This window comes from Arthrobacter psychrochitiniphilus (assembly GCF_003185915.1).
GTDB lineage: Bacteria > Actinomycetota > Actinomycetes > Actinomycetales > Micrococcaceae > Specibacter > Specibacter psychrochitiniphilus.
In genome coordinates this window covers 81,775-104,700 of sequence record NZ_QHLZ01000010.1, presented here as the reverse complement: position 1 = coordinate 104,700, position 22,926 = coordinate 81,775, and the positions used below count along the sequence as shown (strand labels likewise).

Genomic DNA, 22,926 nt, shown 5'->3' with positions numbered 1-22,926 from the left:
TTTGCACGCGCGGACTTGCATCGAAAGGTCAGTTGCAACCAGAAGGTTACCAAAGAGTAACGACGTTGTTACTCTCATGGATGTGCCGGCCCTTAGGGCTGGCTGAAGGATTCTGCGCGCGGGCCCGCCCGGAAGTAGGGGCTGCGCCCAAACCAGCCGGCAAGCTGGGTGTAGGAATCGGAGGCTATGGGGACGCGGACCTCCACACCAATGCCCCTGTCGGTTCCTCGATGCTCAAGCTTGAGCATCCGTTGAGACCAGGCCAGCGATTGTTCAGCCAGTACCGGATCCAGAATCACAGGGACGCCTGTTGCCTTGAGCAAGTCCCAGGTATGGACGGTGAATTCTGTGATCTGCAGTCCTATCCGGCTGCGCAGGGGCGCCTCACCACCACCCGGGAGCGCCACCTGAGTGCTGAGATCCGCCGTTGCCCAGGCGCGCATGAGTAAGACGGCGCCGTCGCTAAAGCGAGTGGACCAATCAGCTCCCACTGTGGCATCTGAGGCCATCGGGTCAATGTGGGTACCCCGGGCCATAATGGTGAATTTAGGCAAATCCTGAACCACTAGATGATGCAGGAGATCCTGCACGGACCAATCAGCGCAAGGCGTGGGCCAGTCCGCTTGGTTGGCCGAGATGGCGCTGATAACTTCTGCGCACTGATTCAGCGCGCCTTCTAAGTGTTGCAGCGGGTTGGGAATTGTATGCGGGGGCATCGTGTCAACCTTCCGTGAGCCAAGTCACCTTAGAAGGAAGCTTACGCCAGCCCCGCAACCCCTCTCCCACCACTACAAATGCTCCCTCACTTTCGGGCGTGTTTTAGCGAACGCTTTTTATGAAAGTGCGGGACCGTTTGCCCAAAAGCCCCCTAAAGTGAGGGCGCGATGGGAGGGGGCTTAGGGGAGGTCCGGGCGGGCCAAGGACCTTGCCGTGTCGATGGTTGCTTGACCCAGCACACGGGATCCCTGGTACAGCACAATGGTCTGCCCCGGCGCCACCCCGCGTAGCGGCTCCACCAAGGTGACATGCAACTGCTGGCGGGTGCCGCCGTCGTCCGTCTCTTCTGTGATAAAGGCGCGGGCCGGCACGGGGTCACCATGGGCGCGGACCTGGGCGTAGCAATCAAACTCTTCGCCGGTGGCGACCTCGGCGATGGGCAGCCCGGCCCAGGAAACCTTGATGCCCTGGATGCTGTCGATGGCCAGCAGGGCGTGCGGGCCCACAATAACCTTGTTCTCCTTGGGCCGGATTTCCAACACGAAGCGGGGCTTACCGTCGGCGGCGGGCGTGCCCAACTTCAGACCGCGGCGCTGACCTACTGTGAACTGGTTGGAGCCGGTGTGGCCGCCCACTTTCGCGCCGGTTTCGTCAACAACGTCCCCGTCGGTCATCTCGATCTTCTCAGCCAGCCAGCCGGCGGTGTCGCCGTCCGGGATGAAGCAGATATCGTGGCTGTCCGGCTTCTTGGCCACGGACAGGCCGCGGGCCTCAGCTTCGGCGCGAACCTCGGCCTTGGACGGGGTATCGGCCAGGGGGAACATGGAGTGCTTGAGCTGCTCATGAGTCAACACCCCCAGTACATAGCTCTGGTCCTTGGCCCAGTCAGCAGCACGGTGCAGCTCCGGGTTGCCGTCTGCATCGGTGATGACCTTGGCGTAGTGGCCCGTGCAGACAGCATCGAAGCCCAGCGCGATGGCCTTCTCCAGAAGGGCCGCGAACTTGATCCTCTCGTTGCAGCGCATGCAGGGATTGGGGGTGCGTCCGGCGGCGTATTCGTCGATGAAGTCCTGGACCACATCCTCCTTGAAACGTTCGGAGAAATCCCACACATAGTACGGGATGCCGAGCAGATCGCAGGCCCGCCAGGCATCGTTGGAATCCTCCACGGTGCAGCAGCCGCGGCTGCCGGTGCGTAGGGTTCCGGGCATGCGGGAGAGCGCCAGGTGCACGCCGACGACGTCGTGCCCGGCATCTACTGCACGTGCCGCGGCTACGGCGGAGTCAACTCCGCCACTCATGGCTGCCAATACTCGCATTACTTGCCTTTCACTTGCTGTGTACCGCTGAAGATTGTTGCGCCGGCACCCTTAGCGGGTGCTTGCGGTCTGAATGGATGAGGCGTGCCCGGCCATGCCTGCTTTTTTTGCGCGCGCATGTGCCTCTGGCAGAGCGGCAACAAAGGCGTCAACGTCGGACGGCGCCGATGTATGCCCCAAACTAAAGCGCTGTGCGCCACGTGCGGTGTCCTCATCTAGTCCCATGGCCAACAAGACGTGCGAGGGGCGGGGGACTCCTGCGGTGCAGGCCGAGCCTGTGGAGGATTCAATGCCTGCCATGTCCAGCAGGAACAGCAGGGAGTCCCCTTCACAACCGGGGAACGTGAAGTGGGCGTTGCCGGGCAGTCTTTTATCCGGCGCCACGGCCGGGTCAATCCCGCGCAGCACCGCCTCGGGAATGGCTTCACGGACTGCGACGATGATGGCGTCCCGGAGTTCTGAAATACGGGCACTCTCAGACTCTAGATGGGAGGTGACATCGGCTGCGGCCGCGGCAAAGGCGGCAATCCCGGCCGTGTCCAGGGTGCCGGAGCGGACGCCACGTTCCTGCCCGCCACCATGCAAAACAGGGGTGAGCTTTACGGCCCGGCCCAGCAGCAGGGCGCCAACACCCACGGGGCCGCCGATCTTGTGCCCGCTGATGGACATGGCCGCCAGGCCGGAGTTACGGAAGTTCACGGGCACGGAGCCGAACGCCTGGACGGCGTCCGAATGCACCGGGATGCCGTACTTGTCGGCGAGCGCAACCACCTCGGCGATGGGCTGGATGGTGCCCACCTCATTGTTGGCCCACATGCAGGTCAGCAGCGCGACCGAGTCCGCTCCGCCGTCGGACAATTCTTTTTCCAGTGCGGCAAGGCTGAGCGTGCCGGTGGCATCGACCGGCAGCCAGATCGCTTCGGCGCCTTCGTGCTTTTCCAGCCATTCCACGGTGTCCGCCACGGCGGCGTGCTCAATGGCGGAGACCAGGATGCGGGTGCGGGCGGGCTCGGCAGCATTGCGGGCCCAGAATAGGCCCTTCACAGCGAGGTTGTCCGCCTCGGTCCCACCGGAGGTGAAAATGACCTCCGTGGGGTGGGCGCCAGCAGCCTTGGCGATGGTTTCGCGGGAGGCTTCCACAGTGGCGCGGGCGCGGCGGCCGGCTCCATGAAGGGAGGACGGATTGCCGCTACGGGCAATAACGGAAGTGAGTGCGGCGAGGGCCGGGGCCGAAATAGGCGTGGTCGCCGCGTGATCTAGATACACGGGCACTTGATAATTCTACGGCACAGACGCACTCACTGGCGTGGGGCGTTGATCACGTCACCTTCAGAGCTGAGGTTGGTGGCGGGGCTCACCTGGAGCGCCTCCAGTACCGGTGAATTGACGACGGCGGCAATCAACTCTGCGCTCCCGCCCACCAAGGTGGAATCAAAGTCGATCTCCGTGGCCAGGCACCAGCTCCGGCCAGCCGGCCAAGCCAGATTGGGAGTCTCGCGGTGCGTCCCACCTTCCTCCTCGCTCCAGGGTGGGCAGGCCAGCTCTGCCATGGCGCCGCGGAAAACCCAGTATTCGCGCAACCCGCCAGCCACTCTGAGCCGCTCGCCTGCGCCGTCCGGAATGCCGCCGTCGCCAGGCGCGAAGCTCCCCCAACCAACCCATACGGCTTGGAAAACGTCCTGCCCGGCAGCCGTGTGCCCGGCCAATATTTCAGCCAAGGCCACCAGTTGGGTCTGGTCGAGCTCTCCTTGGTCCGGCCGCCCGTAGGGTGCACCCTCAAGCACCGCGTTGCCGTAAAGCTCCGTCTGCGCCAGCCGGTGGAACTGGACGGCGGGGTGGACGGTGGTCCCTTTCGCCGCGGCGACATCTGTCCACCGCACCTCCGTCGTGGTGTTGCCGCTGACCCGGTGCAGGATCCGGGCGTACGCCTGAAAGCTATCCGGAATGGTGGTGGCAACCGTGCCAATCCATTGATCCCAGAGCTCCTTGTTCAGGTAGCGTTCCAACGCGTCGGCGATCCACTGCCCATCACTTCCGTCAACTTGTTCCATGGGCCCACATTACCAACGCCTAGGCAGTCAAATCCGAGGCAGCGAAAGTGGGGATGGTGGGAAGCTAATGCTTCAGGACCAACCGGGCGCAGCAGTGGGAGATTTCGGCGTCCGGGGCCAAGGCGTGGCGGTCGTCCGCGCAACCCTCCAGCGCACCGGCCAGCAGGGAGCCGTTGAGCGAGCACACCACACCCGTGTGATCCTGCGAAAGCCGGTGGAAGGGGCAATTGGCCATGATGGTGCCACCCTGCCCGTCGGGCTGAGGGCTGTAGCCGGCATTCAGTAGCAACTGGAGGATGTCACCGCCCTCCATGCCGAGCCGGCGGCCCTCCTCGTACGCCACGGCGGCCATGGAATCAGCCACATTCTCGCCGAAATCGATGGCCCGTTGCACGGCGGATGCGAGCAGCGCGGCCGCTAGATCGTAATGCCGCGGCGGAACAGAGGCGCTGATCTCAGCCTGTGCCACGGCATATAGCTTGCTGGGCCGGCCGGATCCCGGCCCCGTTTTCGCACCCAGTTTGCGGTACTGAACGCTGAGCAGCTTTTCCTCCACGAGCCGGTCCAATTGCAGCCGCACCGTGCTCTTGGGCAGGCCCAACGCCTGAGCACAGTCATCCCGGCTCAGCGGCGCGGAAGCGTCGCGCACCATTTCAAAGAGCTTGCGACGCACAGGGTCCCCCAGCGCAGCCACCGCACGCAGCCGTTCGCCGTCGTTGAGTCCGGAGCGCAGGGCGGTTGTCATCTCTGCCTGTTCCTTGCTGATAATCGGCTTGCCGTTGGGTTGTACAAATTCTTCCATGGCCTGGGGCCTTGCGCTTTCCGTCCGTTGACACTAAGTGTGGATTATTACGCGTTTACTTGACGCTTCGAGTCTGCACTTCTAAAGTCAATAATACAAGCTTTAGAAAGGGTTGGACATGACGATTACCAGCACGGCGTTGCCTGACATTCTTACCTTGGATGAGACGGAAATTCTGGCCGTACCCGGAATTGATCTGCCCCGCGCCCAGGCAGCCATTGCCGAATTTCTGCGTGCATTGGGCCGGGACGAGACCAGCCCGCACCTGCTTGACACTCCCCGCCGGGTGGCTGGTGCCTACGCGGAGATGCTCACACCCCGCGAGACGTCCTGGACCACGTTCCCCAACGACGATGGTTACCAGGGCCTGGTTCTGGTCAAAGCCATCCCGTTCCATTCACTGTGCCAGCACCACCTGCTCCCCTTCCGTGGCGTGGCCCATGTGGGTTACCTGCCCGGCGATCGGCTGTTTGGCCTGTCCAAACTGGCCCGCGGCGTGGAACTCTTCTCCCGCGATCTTCAAGTCCAGGAGCGCCTCACCCAGCAAGTCGCCGACTGGCTCGAGGACACCTTGGCTCCGCGCGGGGTTGGCGTGGTCATGGAAGCCGAGCACATGTGCATGTCATTGCGCGGTGTACAGACCGCTGGCACCTTGACCCGCACCTCGGTCTTTACGGGGCTATTGCACGAGGACGGCCCCTTGCAAAGGCAGTTCCCGCACTGACATTTTTCCTCACCAAATAACAGAAACACCGAATTTCCAGTGGAAAGAGTTTCGATCATGAGTCAGAGCACCAGCACAGCATCCACCAACGGCGCCGAGGACACAGCAGCCCCCGGCATGGTCATCATTGGCGGCGGACTCACAGCCGCCACCGCTGCGGAGACTCTGCGGAAGGAAGGGTGGGACGGGGCCATCACCATCGTGGCCGACGAAGCCGAGACCCCGTACCAGCGCCCGCCGCTGTCCAAGGGATTTTTGGCCGGCAAGGAGGGCGAAGACGCCCTGCTGCCGCTGCCTGCGAACTGGTACCCGGAGAACAATGTCACCCTCCGCACCGGCACTGCCGCCACTGCGCTGGACCCGGCCGCCCACACCGTCACACTGGCTGACGGAACCGTTCTTTCGTATGCCAAGGCGCTCATCGCAACAGGTGCCGCCCCGCGCCGTATCCCTTTCCCCGGCGTCGAACTCAAGGGTGTTTACACGTTCCGGACCAAGGCAGACAGCGTAGGCCTGCATGCCCTGCTCGAAGGCGGCGGCAAGAATGTGGTCATGATCGGCTCCGGCTGGATTGGCATGGAAATTGCTGCCACGGCCACCGAGCTGGGCAACAAGGTGGCGCTCATGGGGCTCGAGGAGGTGCCGCTGTCCGTGGCGATCGGAGCGCAACTGGGCACCGTGTTCACCAACCGGCACAAGGAGGCCGGTGTGCAGTTTGAGCTGCCCGCCAGTGCCGCCGAAATTCAGGGCTCCGATGGGCGTGTCACCTCCGTCCTGACCACCACCGGTGTCACCCTGCCTGCCGATATTGTCATTGTGGCCGTGGGGGTAGTCCCGAACATCTCCCTGGCCAAGGGCGCCGGGCTCACCATCAACAACGGCATCGAGGTGGACGCCTCCCTGCACACCTCGGCGGCGGATGTGTTCGCAGCCGGTGACGTGGCCAACGCCATGCACCCGGTGACCGGCATGCACGCTCGCTCCGAGCACTGGGCCAACGCCATTGCCAGCGGCAAGGTGGCGGCCAAGTCCATGCTGGGCAAGGACGCCGTGCTCGATGACATCCCCTACTTCTACACCGACCAATTTGACCTCGGCATGGAGTACTCCGGCTTCGGGGCACTGACCAAGGATGCAGAAGTGGTGATCCGCGGCGACCTGGAAAAGCGAGAATTCATTGCGTTCTGGGTGCTTGAGGGCCGTGTGGTGGCGGGCATGAACGTGAACATTTGGGACGTCCAAGATGCCATCAAGGCGCTCATCTCCTCCGGCCGCAGCATCGACACGGCCAAGCTGGCTGACCTGCAAACCCCGCTCGAGGCTATTTGATGGAGGGTATGAGGACCTCTTCCACCACCATAGGCAACGCTGCCCCGTTCTACACCCCGCCGCTGCTCCACCCGGTCCACCACTTTGGCCCGCGCACCATCGACTTCAGCCGCCAGGTGGCGCTCATGGCGATCGTGAACCGCACTCCTGACTCCTTTTACGACGCCGGGTCCACGTTTGCGCTGGATGCGGCAGTTGCGGCGTCCTTGAAAGCGGTGGAGAACGGCGCAGACTGGGTTGACATTGGTGGTGTCCCGTTTGCGCCGGGGCCGGCGCTGGGCGCCGAGGAAGAAGGTGACAGGGTGGTGCCGGTCATTGCCGCCGTGGCTGGCGCCAGCGACGTCATCATTTCCGTGGACACATTCCTGCCCGAGGTTGCTGCGCGCAGCATTGCGGCAGGCGCCAACGTCATCAATGACACCACGGGTTTATCCAACCCGGACATTGCCAGGGTGGTGGCTGAGTACGGTGCCCATTTGGTCATCACGCATTCGCTCGCCGCCCCGCGCACCGTGTACCCACGTCCGCATTATGATGATGTGGTGACCGAGGTTGCGGCGTTCCTCTCGGAGAAGGTGGAGTTGGCGTTGTCGCTGGGTGTTCCGGCGGAGAAAATCATCATCGATCCCGGCCACGATCTAAACAAGAACACGCTACACACGCTGGAAATCACGCGCCGCTTCAATGAAATTGCGGCGTTGGGCTTCCCCACCCTGGCGGCTGTGTCCAACAAGGACTTCATTGGCGAGACACTCAACCAGACCAAGTCTGAGCGGTTGGAGGGTTCCATTGCCTCCGGGGTGATCTGCATTTTGGGCGGGGCCCGGATTCTGCGCATGCACAACGTGGCGGCCTCCAGCTCCGCCATCCGCATGACCGAGGCTGTCATGGGGTGGCGCTCCCCTGCCTACCTGAAACACAACATGGGCCAGATCAACGAACCCGCCCACGCGGAACACACCACCCCGCACAGCAACTAAACGCGCAGCAACTAAAGGAGCCAGCCACCATGGAACGGATCTTCCCCGAGCCCGCCGTACTCTCTTCGGCGGCGCTGGAAGCGGAACTGCTGGCGGCTCCACCGGAGAACCGGAAGAGCAACCGGCCGTGGGTCAGCTTCAACTTCATCTCCAGCATTGACGGTGCCGCATCCATGGAGGGGCTCTCGGGCCAGCTCGGAAATGCGTGGGACCAGCGCGTGTTCTCGCTGCTGCGCCAGAGCGCGGACGTCATTGTGGTGGGAGCCCAGACCATCCGTGCCGAAGGCTATGGCGGGGAACTGCTGAGTCCGGCGGCCCAGGCATGGCGGCACCAGAATTGGCTGGCACCGCACCCTCCGCTGGCCATTGTCTCCGGTTCCCTGAACTTGGATCCGGGCCTAGAAGTGTTCACTAAGGCACCCGTGCGTCCCCTGGTTTTGACCATCTCATCGGCATCACAGGAGCGGCGGTCGGCATTGACGGAGGTGGCCGACGTTCTCAATGTCGGGGAAGAGGCCCTGGACGTGGACCGGCTCATCGGTGAGCTGAACGAGCGCGGCTACAAGAACATCCATTCCGAGGGCGGGCCCACACTGTTGGGAAGTTTCGCCGCGGCCAACCGGGTGGATGAGCTGAACGTGACCCTCTCCCCGCTGCTGGTGGGCGGATCGGCCCGCCGAATTGCACACGGCGCGGCCGGGGAAGCTGCCCACAGCATGGAGCTGGCCCGGATCTTGAAGGCCGATTCCATGCTGTTCCTGCGCTACGTCAGGCCCGCCGGCTAGTCTGCCCGGCTGCACCTGCTCGCACGTTCCCAAGAGCCGCTTTAGGGGTTTTTAGGGTGCCACGACGATCGCGCTACCCGGAGCCAGCTGCCCTTCCCGAACCAGGGCGTACCCCGCGTCCAAGCCATCGAGTCCGTTCATGGGCTCAATCGTGAGCCAGCCCTTGCTCTCGGTAAAGGCACTGCGCAGGAACTCCTGGGTCACCCGGTTGAACTCTGCGGCACCCCACTGCTTCATCCGTTTCTGGAAAACCCCGGGGGCAAAGAACATCTCGCTGCGTTCACGGATTATGCCTGTCCCACCACCGGCCTGGTCCCAGTGCGTCAGGCCCACGTTGATTGAGTGGAGCATTGCGTCCCCGAGGTGGCGATGCACTCGGCCGAGCACATCGCCGCTACCTGCCATGTCGACGACGGCGCTGGGCCGGTGGGAGAGCGATTCCTCGATCTCGTCGTAGCTCACAACCTGGTCGTAGAGCCCGAGCCCCATGACGAAGTCGCGGTTCTTGGGTGCTGTGATCCCAATGATCGCAGGAGCACTCTCATCCTGTTTCAGCGCCCGGGCCAGGCCTATGCCGGTCTTGGAAGACGCCGAGACGATGACCACCTGCTCCGCCGCGAACCATGCGGCGTCCCGCAGTTGTTCACGGAGCGCCCAGGCGGTGGTCTGCAACGGGTTCAGCAATATTCGTAGATCGTCATCGGCCGGATCGTAGTCCGGTTCCTGCAACACCCGCTGGTACGTGTTATAGGTGGTCGGAAGCTCCGCACGGTGCGCAGAGACGTCAACCACCGGGCTCACTGCAGGGCGTGCGGCGTCGGGGTGCATGAGCAGATGCGTGGCCGGAGGGAAGTAGCCGAATAGCCGCTCGCCTACCTCCAGATTGGCGCACCGGGACTCCACTACATCCCCAAAGCCCCACACCGGCATCAAACCCCACCCGTCAGCACCCGCGGCATCGTCCCCTGGTTCTGGTGCGGCGGGGAAGAACTGCCAATAGTCCATGCGGTCGCCCAGTACCACGTAGGTGATGTTGTTCGAGGACAGCCCGAAGCGGTCCACCCGCACCAAAACATCACCCTCGCCCATGGTTGCCGCATAGTCCGCAGGAGTCATCTCGATGAGCCGCGTGCGTGCCGGATCAGTCTTATTGATCTGAAATTGGGTCATGGGCCCACTCTGGCCGAAAACGCGGTAGAGGGCAATGCTTACCTCGAGGTGCGCCCTAGTTCGACGGCGGAGCCACCGACAATTTCGCCATCATTTTCGGGGTGGTTGCCGTGAGCAGCGCGTCCGTGGGGCAGGCCAGCGTGGCCACCAGACCGGTGTCTGCATTACCGAGCAACCGCGCCCAGAAAGTGCTGGCCATGACGCCCTTCGCGGCCTTAGTGTTGAACGCCAGGAAGGAAATGCCCGGGCTCTTCGCCCCTGGCTCCCCAGCCCACGGCAGCGTGGTTTCATGCAGTGAGGACTCCGTCACGGACGGGATCAAGTACTTCATGAGCTCGGTGGTGGAGGTTTTGTCGTCGCCTGCTTCAATGAGCGGTCCCTGGTTGCTCGTGGTCCAATACGCCAGCAAGCAGCCGCCTGCGTTGCTGTATTGGCTCTGGCCTGCCACATTGTTTTTGAGTATTTTCCATTCCGGCGGCCCAGGCGTGCTCATAGAACCTTCGGTGGGCTGGCCCAGTGCATCGGCGAAGCTCACCGGTTCACCAAACTGCAGCGTTTTACCTGCTTCAAAGGTCATGGGCGCGGCGGCAACGGCGCCAGCATCGTGGCCTGCCAGCACGGAGGGCGGGGCGTAGGTGGGAGCCACCGTGGTTTCCACGTCAGTGGGCGCCGGCTCTGGAATGGCAATGGTGCAACCGGACAGGGCAGCGGTGCTACCGGACAGGACAGCGAGCAGCAGGGCAGCGGTTGCCACCGTCCCCCACTTTTGAGTTCTAAGAATCACAACCCCACTGTACCGATCACTGCACCGATCACTGCACCGATACAAGATAAATTGGTCCTCCGGTGTGGGCAGTTAGACTGTTCTTTTGGCTTAACCGGGCTAGCGAAAGGCCACCAGTGAGCGAGAAGTTCCTCACGCATTACCAAGTCCTTGGACTGCCGCGCACTGCCACTGAACGCGATATCAAAATCGCCTACCGTAAGGCCGCCCGGATTGCGCATCCTGATCGGGGCGGAGATCCTGCCATGTTCCGGCAAATCACGCAGGCCTATGAAGTTCTGGCTAATCCGGACAAACGCAGTGCGTACGACAAGTCCTACGGCGCAACTGGGCCTTCGTCCTCGCCTGCCTCTAAAGCCAGCACCCACGCACAAGCACGCGAGAGCTACCGGGGAACTTCTGGGAGCACTGGCGGATTCAGTGGATTCACGGCGCAGCGTCAACAGAAGCAGCGCAATACTGCCGGAGATCCGGCGGTATATGTTCCGGCATTTGAGGACCTGGCACCCGGGGAATCCCCCATCATGCCCCGCCCCACAGCAGCCCAGCCCGTCCATGGTGCACCCCGCAAGCGTGGCGTTTTCGGTGCCGCGTCCCGGCTGGCCCGCGAGGCCCGCACGGCCCAGCTCATCATGCAGCAGATCCAGCCGGCTATTCCGGCCGCCAGGCTCATCAACGGCTTGAGCGCTCCACACAGCAACGGTTACTTGGATCATGTTCTGGTCTCCGGCTACCGGATCGCCATCATTGGTTCCATGCTGGTGCCGGAAGGGGCGTTCCGCTGGGATGGCAACGTGCTGCTCCACGGCAGCAAAGTGGCCTCGCCGCCACAACTGATCGCCGCCGCCCGGGGGTTCCAAGAACTGTTCCCGGAGTGCAACGTCACTGCCTGGGTCTGTGTACATAGCAACACCGGAAACCTGTTTGAGCCTGTCATCGACTACGCCCGCGGCACCGAACCGGACGGCTCCAACGCACTCAACGTTGCCAATGCAGCCCGGTTTGTGCGCGAGGTCAAACAGTTTCTAAGCTCCGGGCCCTCCCCCAACGTGGTGGATTTGCACGTTCTGGACCGGCTCATTGGTGGCATGTACTAGCCGCCCGCCCCTGCTGGCCCAACCCCGCAAGTGAAACTAGGTGCGCGGGTCAGTCCACGCCGGCCCCGGGCGGTAGTATGAAATACGTGTTTCGCATCCTCTTCCTGACGCCCGAGATCCCTGGCAACACTGGCAATGCCATCCGATTAGCCGCCATTACCGGCTCCGAACTGCACCTAGTGGAGCCGTTGGGATTCGACTTTTCCGACGCCAAATTGCGCCGTGCCGGCCTGGATTATCATGATCTCGCCGTTGTCACAGTCCACACATCCCTCGAAGCGGCGTGGACCGCGCTTGCCCCTGAACGAGTTTTCGCCTTCACCTCAGACGGCGAAGCCAGCTACACGGACATCGCCTACCAGCCGGGAGATGTGTTGATGTTTGGTCGCGAATCTGACGGTCTTCCCGAGGACGTCAAGGCCGATCCGCACATCACGGCCCGCGTCCGTTTGCCCATGTTGCCGGCCCTGCGCTCCCTGAATTTGGCCAACGCCGCCTCCATTGCAGTCTTTGAAGCCTGGCGCCAAAACGGATTCGCCGGCGCGCAAATCCAGGCCTAGCCCTGATCCGCTGCCGGACTCCCCGACAGCTGCACCATAGAACTTTTACTGATTCTTTCGATCCACTGGAGGTACGCATGTCCGCTCGCGATCCTGGCCTGGCGTTCACCGACGGAGCCCTGCAATTTGAGGCCTGGGCGGACAAGCTCTGGGACCCTATGGGCCGCGATGTGGCAGCCGCCGCCGTCCTGGCACCCGGTGAGAAGGTCCTTGACGCGTGTTGTGGAACCGGAGCGGCAACCCTCCCGGCCGCCTTGGCTGTGGGCCCCACAGGAACGGTCGACGGCGTTGACCTCTCCACCGGGCTGCTGCGGATCGCCGCGGCAAATCTGGGCGAACGCGGCATCCTCAACACCACTTTGACCGAGGCCGACGTCACCGAATGGCGCGGGCACCGCACCTTCGACGCCGTCCTGTGCTCGTACAGCATGTTCTTCTTCGCCGATATGGAAGCCGGTGTGGAACACCTGGCCTCCATGCTGCGTCCGGGCGGTCGCATAGTCATGAGTAGTTGGATCGAGGGAGCGCTGGAACCATTCGCCGCCCGCATCCTGGAGGCTGCCATCAAGGAACGTCCCCGCTTGGCTGGTGTGGTTCCGTTGCCTAATCAGAACATGGCCCGTATTAACTCAGTGGAAAAGTTCACCGCCTGGCTGGATCAGCGGGGCTTTGAAGACGTCTCCGTTTCTTTGCACCCCTTGACCCTGACCGTGGACGACGCCATGGCGTGGAACCTTGTCATGGGCAGTGGATGGCGCACTTTGCTGCCCCGCGACCCTGAAGCAATCGCCCGCGTCCGGCGCGACTTCATTAAGTCCGTGGGCCCTCGAATTGAGATGAATTCGGACGCCATGATCGCCACGGCATCGGTCCCCCGCACCTAGTTTCCGCAGCATTTCAGCAAATGCCCCATGGCCCTGTCATGGGCCGGCTCTGGCGCAGCCCTGCCTGGCGCAAAATGCTCGCCAATGTCTCCGTGTTCATGAGTTCCTTCCAGTCCCATCTGGCGAATCCCACGCCCTGTGACCGGATCTGGTTTTCACGCACCTTTTCAGCCATGATTCGCTCCTGCAGGGTGAGCCCACCACCCCAATTGGCACGGAGATACTTGCCCCGCCCATCAAACTCTCCAACGATCCGTTGCTCCTGGAACCAAAAGTCTGCTTTTGCCTTCTTTCCATTTCGGAGCACAAACGACTTCTGCAGAATCGGGATGGGAAACCCCAGTTGGAACATCTTTACCCGGCTTAGTGACTCCCAGGCCGAGCCGGATAAGGCCGAAGCAAATTCAATGACCTTCAATGTTCTTTGTTGAGCAGCCCTACTATGCAGCTGGAATGCCGCGGTCCGCAATTCCTCCACTGTCAATGGCATTCCTTGGGGCACCTCCGGAGCCCATGCCGGCCAGTGGTCAAAGGGCGGCGAATTGGGCGTGCGAAAGATGTTTCTATTCCACGAGTTACCGGGAGGATGCAGGCTTGAGTCACAGACAGCAACAGCATAGGGAAAGGCCAAGGTGTCTATGAGCTCCATGGTGGTGCTGAGCTTGTCTGTGACCAGAAACGGCCCACACCGCAAAATGCCTTCCGTTCATGAACCAATGTGTCTGATGACCCCGTAGCGTTCTCTGGCCGATAGTGTGCCTCACTGTGCGGAATCAACATAAATTCCCCGCCGCACCCGAACCAGCAGCCCCTTCCGTTCCCAGGTGGCCAACTTGCGGTGGTTTTGGCCAAGAAGGTCATATTTAGAAAGCAAAAATGCCGCCGTTTGACGTAAATGCCAGGGTTTGAGCCCTGGCATGTACGTCAAACGGCGGCATTTCCCGGTGCGCTGGCAAGGAGCACGCGCCCCCCGGGACGCGGCAGCTAGGCGCGGCGCTTCTTGATCTCTTCCACGGCCTGCGGGAGCACCTTGAAGAGGTCGCCCACAATGCCGAAGTCGGCAATCTCAAAGATCGGCGACTCGGAGTCCTTATTCACGGCCACAATCAGCTTCGAGGTCTGCATGCCGGCCTTCTGCTGAATGGCTCCGGAAATGCCCACCGAAATGTACAGCTGCGGGGACACCTTCTTCCCGGTCTGGCCAACCTGTGAGGCATGGGAGATCCAGCCCGCGTCAGTGGCCGCACGTGAGGCGCCCACGGCTGCGCCCAGCACGTCCGCAAGTTCCTCGATCGGGCTAAAGTCACCGTCCACGCCGCGGCCACCGGCCACAATGATGCGTGCATCCTCCAGCTCGGGTCGGCCAGAGGCTGCGCGCGGGGTGCGTGAAACAACACGCGCACCCAGACTTGCCGGTGCGAAAGCCACGTCCACTGCCTCGACAGCCGGGGAAGTTGCCTCAGCCGCAGCGCCAGCCTCAACACTGTGAGCCTTGACGCTGATGACGGACACGGCAGAAACCGCCTGCGCCTGCACAGTCCAGGACCCGGCAAGGATCGATTTGTGCGCAACCAAGGTACCGCCGTCGTACGTCACGGAGACAGCATCGGTGATGACGCCAGCGTTCAGGGCCACGGCGGTGCGTGCAGCGATCTCCTTGCCCGCGGCGCCGTTGTCGACCAGCACGGCGCTGGCGGAAACGGCTGCTGCGGCCTGGGCGAGGAGATCGGCCTTGGGCGCCACCAGGTACTGGCCCAGCTCGGCCTGCTCGGAGTAGAGCACGCGGGTCACGCCATAAACGCCCAGATCTGCCAGCACGTCGGCAGCGACAGGCCCGGCCACCACGGCCACCGGCTCGCCGGCGCCGCGGGCCAAGGTCAGCAGCTGGCGGACGGTGGTGGAAAGTTTGCCCGGAGCATCCAGCTGATCAATGTAAACAACAATTGCACTCATAAAATGGGTTCCTTAGATCAGTTTCGCAGCGGCCAGGAAGTCAACGAGCTGGATGCCGGCGTCGCCCGCATCGGTGATGATGGTGCCAGCTGTGCGCGCGGGGCGCTCAGCAGCCGCCGTCACCTTGGTCAAAGATCCGGCATGTCCAACGGCGTCCGCCGAGATCCCTAGATCCGTCAGGGACACCGTGGTCACCTTCTTCTTCTTCGCAGCAAGAATGCCCTTGAAGTTGGGGTAGCGGGGATCGTTGGCCTGATCGGTCACCGAAACCAGCGCCGGGAGGGTGGCCTGAATTTCCTCAGAGAATTCATCGCCGTCACGGCGGGCGGTGACAGTGTTCCCGTCAACCTCCAGCGCCGAAGCGAAGGTGATCTGTGGCAGGCCCAGACGCGCCGAAAGCTGCGCCGGAACAATGGAGGTCTCACCGTCGGTGGACGCCATGCCCGTAATGACCATGTCAACCGGCCCCAAGGACTTGATGGCGGCCGCCAAAACCAGGGAGGTTGCCCAGGCATCGGAGCCTGCGAGTGCATCATCGCACACATGCAATCCCTGTGTTGCCCCGATCTGCAGCGACTTCTTCACTGCCACAGCAGCCGATGCCGGCCCAACGGTGAGCGCCGTAACAGTGTTTCCACCCTTAACTCCACCCCGTGCATCGGTCAGCGCAAGCGCTGCTTCCAAGGCATATTCATCGAGTTCGGAAAGGATGCTCTCACTGCGATCTAGCGCGTGAGCAGCTCCGGAGAGCTGACGGTCAAATTGCGCATCTGGCACATATTTGACCAGTACGACAATATTCAGTGCTGAATTTTCCACTGCTGTCCTTTGTGTCATGGACGGATGGTTCGCGCAGCACCTGCCCCGAGTCGGGGCAGGTGCTGCAGCGTCGTCCTTGGCCTACCCCATCAGCTTAGTTCGTGGCAGCGCAGGGACGGAATTTTCTTGGTCGATTCTTTACTCCCAGCGAACACCGGCGCCGCTTTGCGTGGGCTGTGCGGGCTGGCAACTCCCACCATGGGTGGAGCGAGCGCTTCCGTTTACCCACCACGGACCGATGAATCATCCGAGCATCCACGACAAAGTTGAAGCATGAACACAACAATCTTGAGCGCACGCTCCCTGTCCAAGCGCTACGGCGACGGCATTGCCTTGAACAACGTGGACCTAGACATTGCCGCCGGCGAATCCGTGGCCATCATGGGCGCGTCCGGCTCCGGCAAGACCACCTTGCTGCACACGCTGGCCGGTATCACCTCCCCCGACGCCGGCTCCGTGAACTATGCCGGCACCGAGGTGAGCGCCCTGAATGAAACCCAACGGTCCAAGCTGCGGCGTGAGGCGTTCGGTTTCGTGTTCCAAGCCGGCCTCCTTATCCCGGAGCTGACGGCCATTGAAAACGTGGCCCTGGCCCTGATGCTCAATGGCGTGCCCCGGCGCGACGCGGAGGCGCAGTCGGCCGGTTGGCTGGCCCACTTGGGTTTGGCCGGCATGGAGGCACGCCGCATCGGTGAACTCTCCGGCGGCCAGGCCCAGCGCGTTGCCATTGTCCGCGCCCAAGTCACCGGTGCCCGGATCGTGTTTGCCGACGAACCCACCGGCGCCCTCGACTCGCACACTTCCGCCAACGTCATGAGCGCACTGCTCGCCGCGACGGCAGGGCGAGGCAATACCTTGGTCCTGGTCACGCACGATCCCACCGTTGCCGCCCGTTGCTCCCGCACGCTTTACATGCACGACGGCGTCATCTCCCTTGCGCCGGCTGCCCACCCGGATGCCACTCCCCCACCTGTTGCACACCCGGTTTCCACACAGGATGGCAGCACGTTCATGCAGAACCAGAACTGGGCGGGCCAGCCGTGAACAAAATGAAATCAACGTTTTCCATCCTGTGGCTGACCTCCCGCCCCTCCTCCGGCAGCAAGGCCGTCATCGCCCTGCCCGCCGTCGCATTCGCCCTGGTCACTGCCCTGTTGCTGATTGTTTTGGCAGGCGGGCTCAGCTTTTTCACCAACCCCGCACAGGACGATGAGTTCGGTACCGCCGGCGCCTACCAAATGCTGGCCGCGCTGGCAGTGTCCCTCATGGTGTTGCCCATCCTCACGCTGGGCGGTTCGGCCGCCCGGCTCTCAGCCCGGCGCCGCGACGAACGCCTCTCCACACTACGGCTCCTGGGTGCCACTGCGGCACTGGTATCCGTCATGACAATTGTGGAATCCACCGTCATCGCTTGTGTGGGGGTGCTGGCCGGGGTTGTGCTGTACGTTGCCGCCCTGCCCGCCATTGCGCTGATCCCCTTCCAAGGCCAAGCCTTGGGGTTAGATAAGCTGTGGCTCCCCGCGAACGTGCTGGTGATTGCTGCCGCGGCCCTGATCCTGTTGGCCGCAGTAAGCGCCGCGGTGGGGCTGCGCCAAGTGGTGCTCTCCCCGTTGGGTGTGCGCACGAGGCAAACCGCGCCCACAGTGCACTGGCTCCGGTTGGCGCTTGGGGGTGTGGCCGCCGTCGGACTATATGCGGTGATGAGTACTGCCATGTCCAGCCCCTCGCTGGCCATCGTGGTGGTCATGGTCTGCGGAGGTTTTGCCGGCGGGCTGGCAGTGCTGAATCTCATGGGACCGTTTGTGCTCAAGTGGCTGGCAGGAATTGGGCTGCGCAGGGCGCAAACTCCCGTGAAGCTGCTGGCCGCTCGGACCGTGCTGGAATCGCCCAAGGCGGCGTGGCGGCAGGTTAGCTCGCTATCCATGACGAGCTTCATCGCCGTGATCGCCGGGACGGGGTTGGCGCTGATTTCCGCGGCAGGCGAGAGCAGCAACCCCGCAGAAATGTACCTGACCGGCGACATGCGCACAGGCGTACTCATTACGGTGGTGGCGTCATTCCTGCTGGTGGCTGCCAGCGCCGGCGTCAACCAGGCCGCTGCTGTGCTGGACCGGCGCGAGCTATATGTGAGCCTGGACCGGCTGGGCATGCCACGCTCCGTCATGGATGCTGCACGCAAGCGGGCCGTGATGTCACCGGTTCGGCTGGTCACTGTTGGATCCGCCGCGCTGGCTGTGATCCTGCTGTTCCCGCTGACCGGTGCCGCATTGTTTTTTGCGCCACTCTCGCTCGTGGTCATCGCAGGGGTACTGGCGTGCGGAATTGGACTCGTAAGATTGGGGCTGGCCGCATCCACCCCGGTTCTAGGCAAAGTACTGGCGCAGTAGCCACCGCGCCCAACATCCGCGCCCGGACCCCACACCACCGCGCAACATCCGCGCCCGCCTCCCACATCCGCGCCCGGTTGTACGGGCGCGGATGTGGGGGGGGGGGGGGGCGGGCGCGCCAATGGTTGGAGCAAGCGAAAAGAGTCCCCGCCGGAAGCTCCAAAAGTTGGTAGCTCCCTGCGGGGACTCTCTTATGGACTCTGCCGGTGCCAGCGCGTCCAGTGCGGACTTGCAGGGACCCGGCAGGGCTCCGATCTAGCTAGCTGTCATGGTATCCAGTGTGACGTCCACGCTCTGGGCCTTGCCTGCCCGGGTGAAGTCCACCTTGACGGTGGCGCCGCCCGCTTGTTCACGAACGGCGGCTGTCAAATCTGCAGGGTCCGAGATGGTGCGGTTGCCCATTTGAGTGATGACATCGCCCTCCTTCAAGCCTGCTTTCGCAGCGGCGCTTCCTGCCGTCACCTTAGCCACGGTGGCACCAGTTGAGAAGGAACTACTTGACCCCGTTGAGGAGGTACCACCGACTGTGACACCTAGCTGGCCGTGGGTGGCCTTACCGGTTTTGATGATGTCCTGAGCAATCCGCTGGGCATGATCCATGGGGATGGAGAAACCCACACCGATGTTGCCACTTTGGCTGCTGGAGCCGGATGAACTGCCCGTTGAGGCGATAGCTACGTTGACACCGATGACCTGGCCTTGTGCATTGACTAGGGCACCACCGGAGTTGCCGGGGTTGATGGCTGCGTCGGTCTGGATCACGTTCAAATTCACCGTTCCCGTAGGCGTTGTGCTGGATTGCCCACCGCCCGGAGGCGAGAATTGGAAGCCATTGCCACCATCGCCTTGATTCGGGGAGGAGTCTCCAGGGGTTTCCGGAACAGCAGAGGACGCCACTTGGATGGTGCGGTTCAGCGTGGAGACAATACCTTCGGTGACTGTGGCATTGAGGCCTAGCGGCGAACCGATCGCGATCACGGTGTCACCGACATTGATCTTGTTGGAGTCACCCAGCGTGGCCGGAACCAGATTGGGTGCATCAATTTTGATGATGGCAAGGTCTGAGAGCGGGTCAGTACCAACGATCGTGGCGTCATAAACCTTGTTATTGCTGGTCTGGACCTGAATAGTGGCGTGCGCGGCCGCCCCGTCCAGCGTGACAACGTGCGTGTTGGTCAGGATATGACCTTCCGTGTCCAAGATGATCCCTGAACCTGTGCCGCCGGAAGTGCCGCTCGTGGCCGAAATGGTGACCACCGACGGCATGGCCTTGGCAGCGGCCGCCGTCACCTGATTGACCGAGTTGGTGTTATTGACCACCAAGGGGGCACTCTGCTGGCTGCTACCGGTGGCGGTGTTGTTATTCTGCTGGTCGAGCAGGAACAAGGATCCGCCGCCCACCAGCCCGCCCACTAATGCTGCGGCCAAAACACCGGAGGTGAACATGCCCATGCCCACCTTCCTGCCTTCCTTGCGCCGGCTTTGCGGTGCAACGGCCGGTGCCACTGAGTGCGGATAAGCGTTCGACGCCGGATAGCCCGGCCCGGCATATCCCTCACCAAATCCTTGGTGACCAAAGCTCTGCGGGATGGGTTCCGTGGGGTTCTGGGACGTTGCGCTGTGGGATGTTGCGCTGTGGGATGGGGCCCCGTAGGCCGGCGGAGCAGCATATCCGGGGGACGGAGCTCCGGCTGGGGGCTGCTGGGGGGCTTGCGATTGCTGGGTTGGCCTAACGGGCTGGGCCTGAGGAGCCTGGGTATAGGGAGCTTGTGGAGCCTGGGTATAGGGAGCCTGTGACTGCGGAGCTTGAACAGGGGCGGCCCAGGGCTGCTGTTCCTGCCGTGGCGCAAAGGAGGGGCTGGCAGGTGTAGCGCCGGTATGGGGTGCTTGCGCGAATCGCGGCTGCTGGGGCTGCTGCGATGCAGATCCCTCGGGCTGGGAAGTTTCGGGCGCAGTTGCTTCGGGCGCAGTTGCGGCACCGTCGTGCTGGGAGGGGGTGGGCTGGTCCTGCTCGGATTGTTCGTTGCTGCGTGTGGTGTTTTCACCGTTGTTCTCAGACATCAGCTGTCCCTTCATTGAAATCCTGTGTGATGAATCCTTGCTTGAGTTTCATCATGTCGTTCGTGGCTGGAGCCTTGACGAACGTTCGCTGGAAGGTAGCTGTGAAGGTTCATCAGCTCCCATTATCTCCCCTGCCCAGCAGCGGTGGCATTATCCGGACAGCGAAAAACTTGCTGTGCTTAGCCAGGCCAATCGAAACTGCCCCATAGTATCGTGTGAAGTATTAAGCCCGATTCCCAGAGTGGTCCCGCTGTGGTCCCACACCAAAGGTGAGCGATGTTTGCACGGTTGAAGGTATATCCCCCAGTTCTAGCAGTCTTGGCATTGGTGGCACTGATGTTGTTCCCGGCAGCTCTGGCACACGCCGAACCGCCCGTGAGTATTCCCGGCGGCACCTACATTGTGGACAATGCCAATGCTCTTGGCAATCAAAAGGCCGAGGTTCAAAACGCGATCACGAAATTGAGCAAGGACCACGGTGTGACGCTCTTCGCGGTCTATGTCGACTCCTTTGATGGGCAGGCCCCGGAGGCGTGGGCCCAAACTGTTGCCACCGAGAAAAACATGGGCCAGTTCGATGTTCTGCTGGCCGTGGCTGTCCAAACAAAACAGTTTGGATTCGTTGGCGGCACCAACACGTTCCTGACCCCAGCCCAAGGCTCCACCATTCAATCGAGCGCCATCAAACCCCAGCTCTCCGCTGGAAACTGGGCGCAGGCCGCCATCGATGCAGCCGCAGCCCTGGGCGATGCAGCCAGCGGAGGTAAGGGCAAGGTCCCCGACCCAACCGGTGGATTCGTTGCGTTGGGAGTGGGAGGCGTCGTGGTGGTTGGCGGTGCCGGTACGGCCCTCTACATGCGTAGGAAGCGCAAGAAGAACGCTGCTGAAGCCACCGCCAAGGGTTACGGACCCGACGGGGCAGCCCTGGACCCCAATGCCGGCATGACCATCCCGGAGCTGCGTTCCAAGGCCGGTTCCCTGCTGATCGCCGCCGATGACGCCATCAAGACCAGTGAGCATGAGATTGGTTTCGCCCAGGCATCCTATGGAGATGCGGCCGTCAAACAATTCCAGGCAGCGTTGGACAGCGCCAAGACGCACCTGTCCGAATCGTTCAAGCTCCAACAACAACTCGACGACGAAGTTCCGGACACCATTGAAGAACAGCGGACGTGGCTCGGAGAAATTATCAAACGCAGCGAGGACGCCAACGCTGCATTGAATGCCGAGAAGGCCGGCTTCGATGAGCTCCGCGAGCTGGAACGGACGGCTCCAACCGTGCTGGCCAGCCTTCGGGCCCAGGCCGCCGAAGCTCGGAAGGAAGTTGCCGGTGCCGAACAAAAGTTGACGGCGTTGACAGCTCAATACTCCGAGACCGCATTGGCACCGGTGCGCGACAACGTTGCCGAAGCCACCGAACGCCTCGATTTTGTTGACACTGCGGCAGCCGAGGCTGATACCAAACTGGCGGGATCGGATACGGCAGGCGCTGCTGTTGCGGTCAAGGCCGCCGAGGAAAGCCTGCTACAAAGTAGTGTGCTGCTACAAGCCATCACCAAAACCGAGGCTGCCATTAATGACGCGGCCACCACGTTGCGGGCTGCACTTCCAGCAGCCGTTGCTGATCTTGAACAAGCTAAGTCCATGGTGGCATCGGCTCAGTTTGCCCGCTACGCACCCACCGTCCAGGCCGCAGAAACCTCACTCGACGATGTGCGCATGAACGCTGCTGCAGGTAAACCGGACCCCGTTGCGCTGCTTACCGCTGTGCAGACTGCTCACACTCAGCTCGATGAACTGTTGACGGGCATCCGAGATCAGCAACAGCAAGCCCTGCGCGCTCAGGCCTCACTACAACAAGCTCTTGCCGGGGCACAGGCAACTATCGCCACCGCCAAGGACTTCATTGCCGCCCGTCGCGGCGGGGTTGGATCAGCGGCCAGGACCCGGCTCTCCGAGGCGGAACGCAACTTCGACTACGCCGTGAGCATTGCCGATTCTGATCCCAGCAACGCATTAACTTACGCCCAACAAGCACAAGCACTGGCCCAACAAGCCATCCAGTACGCGCAGAACGATGTTGATCGCTTCGGCGGAGGCGGAGGGTACGGCGGAGGAGGCCGCGGATCCATGGGCGGAGGAATGGGCGGCGCCATTCTCGGCGGCATCATTGGCGGGCTGCTGTCCGGCGGTGGAGGCGGAGGCTTTGGTGGAGGCGGTTTTGGTGGCGGAGGCGGCGGTGGCTTTGGTGGTGGAGGCGGTGGAGGCGGCGGCGGCTTTGGTGGTGGCGGCGGTAACTTCTAGTTCCGCCGGGTGCACTGCGCCCACACTTGTTCCTCTGGCTGCGAAGCTACTGCGCAACATAACGGCAGGCACCCAACCCAGGAACCGGCGTCGAACGTTCACGGCATTGCACCGCCGGGTAGGCTGGGCAAGAATTCAGGAAGGTCCTTTAGACTCAAACACTATTGGACGCCTCGCACCGTACTTATTGAGATTTCTAT

The 22,926-nt window shown here is 62.5% G+C and carries 21 protein-coding genes; 10 read left to right on the top strand and 11 right to left on the bottom strand.

Annotated features, from left to right (window positions below):
- Positions 1-92: 92 nt before the first annotated feature.
- The 5 genes from CVS29_RS14695 to CVS29_RS14675 all read right to left on the bottom strand — a co-directional run bounded on the left by CVS29_RS14695 (position 93) and on the right by CVS29_RS14675 (position 4,889).
- Positions 93-716: a TIGR03086 family metal-binding protein gene (locus CVS29_RS14695; RefSeq protein ID WP_110107077.1), complete on the bottom strand. Its 624-nt coding sequence runs from the start codon at positions 714-716 to the stop codon at positions 93-95.
- A 180-nt stretch (positions 717-896) separates the two neighbouring features.
- Positions 897-2,036, bottom strand: coding sequence for a tRNA 2-thiouridine(34) synthase MnmA (mnmA, locus tag CVS29_RS14690; RefSeq protein ID WP_110107076.1), 1,140 nt, complete (start codon positions 2,034-2,036; stop codon positions 897-899).
- A 51-nt stretch (positions 2,037-2,087) separates the two neighbouring features.
- Positions 2,088-3,308, bottom strand: a complete 1,221-nt coding sequence (locus CVS29_RS14685; protein WP_110107075.1) for a cysteine desulfurase family protein — start codon at positions 3,306-3,308, stop codon at positions 2,088-2,090.
- Positions 3,309-3,334: 26 nt separating this feature from the next.
- A complete protein-coding gene (locus CVS29_RS14680) occupies positions 3,335-4,087 on the bottom strand; it encodes a hypothetical protein (protein ID WP_110107074.1) in 753 nt (250 codons plus the stop codon).
- A gap of 64 nt (positions 4,088-4,151) precedes the next feature.
- Positions 4,152-4,889 carry a helix-turn-helix transcriptional regulator gene (locus CVS29_RS14675; protein WP_110107073.1) on the bottom strand — a complete coding sequence of 246 codons (738 nt, stop codon included), beginning with the start codon at positions 4,887-4,889 and terminating at the stop codon, positions 4,152-4,154.
- 118 nt (positions 4,890-5,007) lie between these two features.
- On the opposite strand from CVS29_RS14675, the gene folE reads away from it, so the two are divergent.
- The 4 genes from folE to CVS29_RS14655 are packed head-to-tail and all read left to right on the top strand — an operon-like array spanning position 5,008 to position 8,707.
- On the top strand, positions 5,008-5,613 hold the full coding sequence (gene folE / locus CVS29_RS14670) for a GTP cyclohydrolase I (RefSeq protein ID WP_110107072.1): 606 nt from the start codon (positions 5,008-5,010) through the stop codon (positions 5,611-5,613).
- Between the two features lie 57 nt (positions 5,614-5,670).
- Entirely contained in the window at positions 5,671-6,942 is a 1,272-nt protein-coding gene (locus CVS29_RS14665; protein WP_245932258.1) for an NAD(P)/FAD-dependent oxidoreductase, read from the top strand.
- Positions 6,943-6,950: 8 nt separating this feature from the next.
- Positions 6,951-7,922, top strand: a complete 972-nt coding sequence (gene folP / locus CVS29_RS14660; protein ID WP_110107071.1) for a dihydropteroate synthase — start codon at positions 6,951-6,953, stop codon at positions 7,920-7,922.
- A 29-nt stretch (positions 7,923-7,951) separates the two neighbouring features.
- Positions 7,952-8,707: a pyrimidine reductase family protein gene (locus tag CVS29_RS14655; RefSeq protein WP_110107070.1), complete on the top strand. Its 756-nt coding sequence runs from the start codon at positions 7,952-7,954 to the stop codon at positions 8,705-8,707.
- A 51-nt stretch (positions 8,708-8,758) separates the two neighbouring features.
- On the opposite strand, the gene CVS29_RS14650 is transcribed toward CVS29_RS14655, so the two are convergent.
- Positions 8,759-9,877 carry a DUF2855 family protein gene (locus CVS29_RS14650; protein ID WP_110107069.1) on the bottom strand — a complete coding sequence of 373 codons (1,119 nt, stop codon included), beginning with the start codon at positions 9,875-9,877 and terminating at the stop codon, positions 8,759-8,761.
- Positions 9,878-9,932: 55 nt separating this feature from the next.
- Entirely contained in the window at positions 9,933-10,661 is a 729-nt protein-coding gene (locus CVS29_RS14645; protein WP_146213069.1) for a hypothetical protein, read from the bottom strand.
- A 116-nt stretch (positions 10,662-10,777) separates the two neighbouring features.
- On the opposite strand from CVS29_RS14645, the gene CVS29_RS14640 reads away from it, so the two are divergent.
- From CVS29_RS14640 to CVS29_RS14630, 3 genes are all read left to right on the top strand, one after another.
- Positions 10,778-11,758, top strand: coding sequence for a J domain-containing protein (locus CVS29_RS14640; RefSeq protein ID WP_110107067.1), 981 nt, complete (start codon positions 10,778-10,780; stop codon positions 11,756-11,758).
- A gap of 86 nt (positions 11,759-11,844) precedes the next feature.
- Positions 11,845-12,318 carry a tRNA (cytidine(34)-2'-O)-methyltransferase gene (locus tag CVS29_RS14635; protein WP_110107066.1) on the top strand — a complete coding sequence of 158 codons (474 nt, stop codon included), beginning with the start codon at positions 11,845-11,847 and terminating at the stop codon, positions 12,316-12,318.
- Between the two features lie 77 nt (positions 12,319-12,395).
- Positions 12,396-13,202 carry a class I SAM-dependent methyltransferase gene (locus tag CVS29_RS14630; protein ID WP_110107065.1) on the top strand — a complete coding sequence of 269 codons (807 nt, stop codon included), beginning with the start codon at positions 12,396-12,398 and terminating at the stop codon, positions 13,200-13,202.
- 13 nt (positions 13,203-13,215) lie between these two features.
- On the opposite strand, the gene CVS29_RS14625 is transcribed toward CVS29_RS14630, so the two are convergent.
- The 3 genes from CVS29_RS14625 to CVS29_RS14615 form a co-directional block, all read right to left on the bottom strand.
- Positions 13,216-13,692: a hypothetical protein gene (locus tag CVS29_RS14625; protein ID WP_146213068.1), complete on the bottom strand. Its 477-nt coding sequence runs from the start codon at positions 13,690-13,692 to the stop codon at positions 13,216-13,218.
- A gap of 494 nt (positions 13,693-14,186) precedes the next feature.
- Complete coding sequence (locus tag CVS29_RS14620; protein ID WP_110107063.1) at positions 14,187-15,155, bottom strand: electron transfer flavoprotein subunit alpha/FixB family protein; 969 nt, start codon at positions 15,153-15,155, stop codon at positions 14,187-14,189.
- 12 nt (positions 15,156-15,167) lie between these two features.
- A complete protein-coding gene (locus tag CVS29_RS14615) occupies positions 15,168-15,959 on the bottom strand; it encodes an electron transfer flavoprotein subunit beta/FixA family protein (protein ID WP_110107102.1) in 792 nt (263 codons plus the stop codon).
- A gap of 288 nt (positions 15,960-16,247) precedes the next feature.
- Between CVS29_RS14615 and CVS29_RS14610 the strand changes: the two genes are divergently transcribed.
- Together CVS29_RS14610 and CVS29_RS14605 are read left to right on the top strand one after the other, a co-directional pair.
- Positions 16,248-17,018: an ABC transporter ATP-binding protein gene (locus CVS29_RS14610; RefSeq protein WP_110107062.1), complete on the top strand. Its 771-nt coding sequence runs from the start codon at positions 16,248-16,250 to the stop codon at positions 17,016-17,018.
- Between the two features lie 5 nt (positions 17,019-17,023).
- Positions 17,024-18,361, top strand: coding sequence for an FtsX-like permease family protein (locus CVS29_RS14605; protein ID WP_110107101.1), 1,338 nt, complete (start codon positions 17,024-17,026; stop codon positions 18,359-18,361).
- Between the two features lie 255 nt (positions 18,362-18,616).
- Here the strand turns inward: CVS29_RS14605 and CVS29_RS14600 are convergent, their stop codons facing one another.
- A complete protein-coding gene (locus tag CVS29_RS14600) occupies positions 18,617-20,422 on the bottom strand; it encodes a trypsin-like peptidase domain-containing protein (protein ID WP_110107061.1) in 1,806 nt (601 codons plus the stop codon).
- A gap of 276 nt (positions 20,423-20,698) precedes the next feature.
- Here CVS29_RS14600 and CVS29_RS14595 point away from each other — a divergent pair, with 276 nt between their 5' ends.
- Positions 20,699-22,726 carry a TPM domain-containing protein gene (locus tag CVS29_RS14595; protein ID WP_110107060.1) on the top strand — a complete coding sequence of 676 codons (2,028 nt, stop codon included), beginning with the start codon at positions 20,699-20,701 and terminating at the stop codon, positions 22,724-22,726.
- Positions 22,727-22,926: the final 200 nt, after the last annotated feature.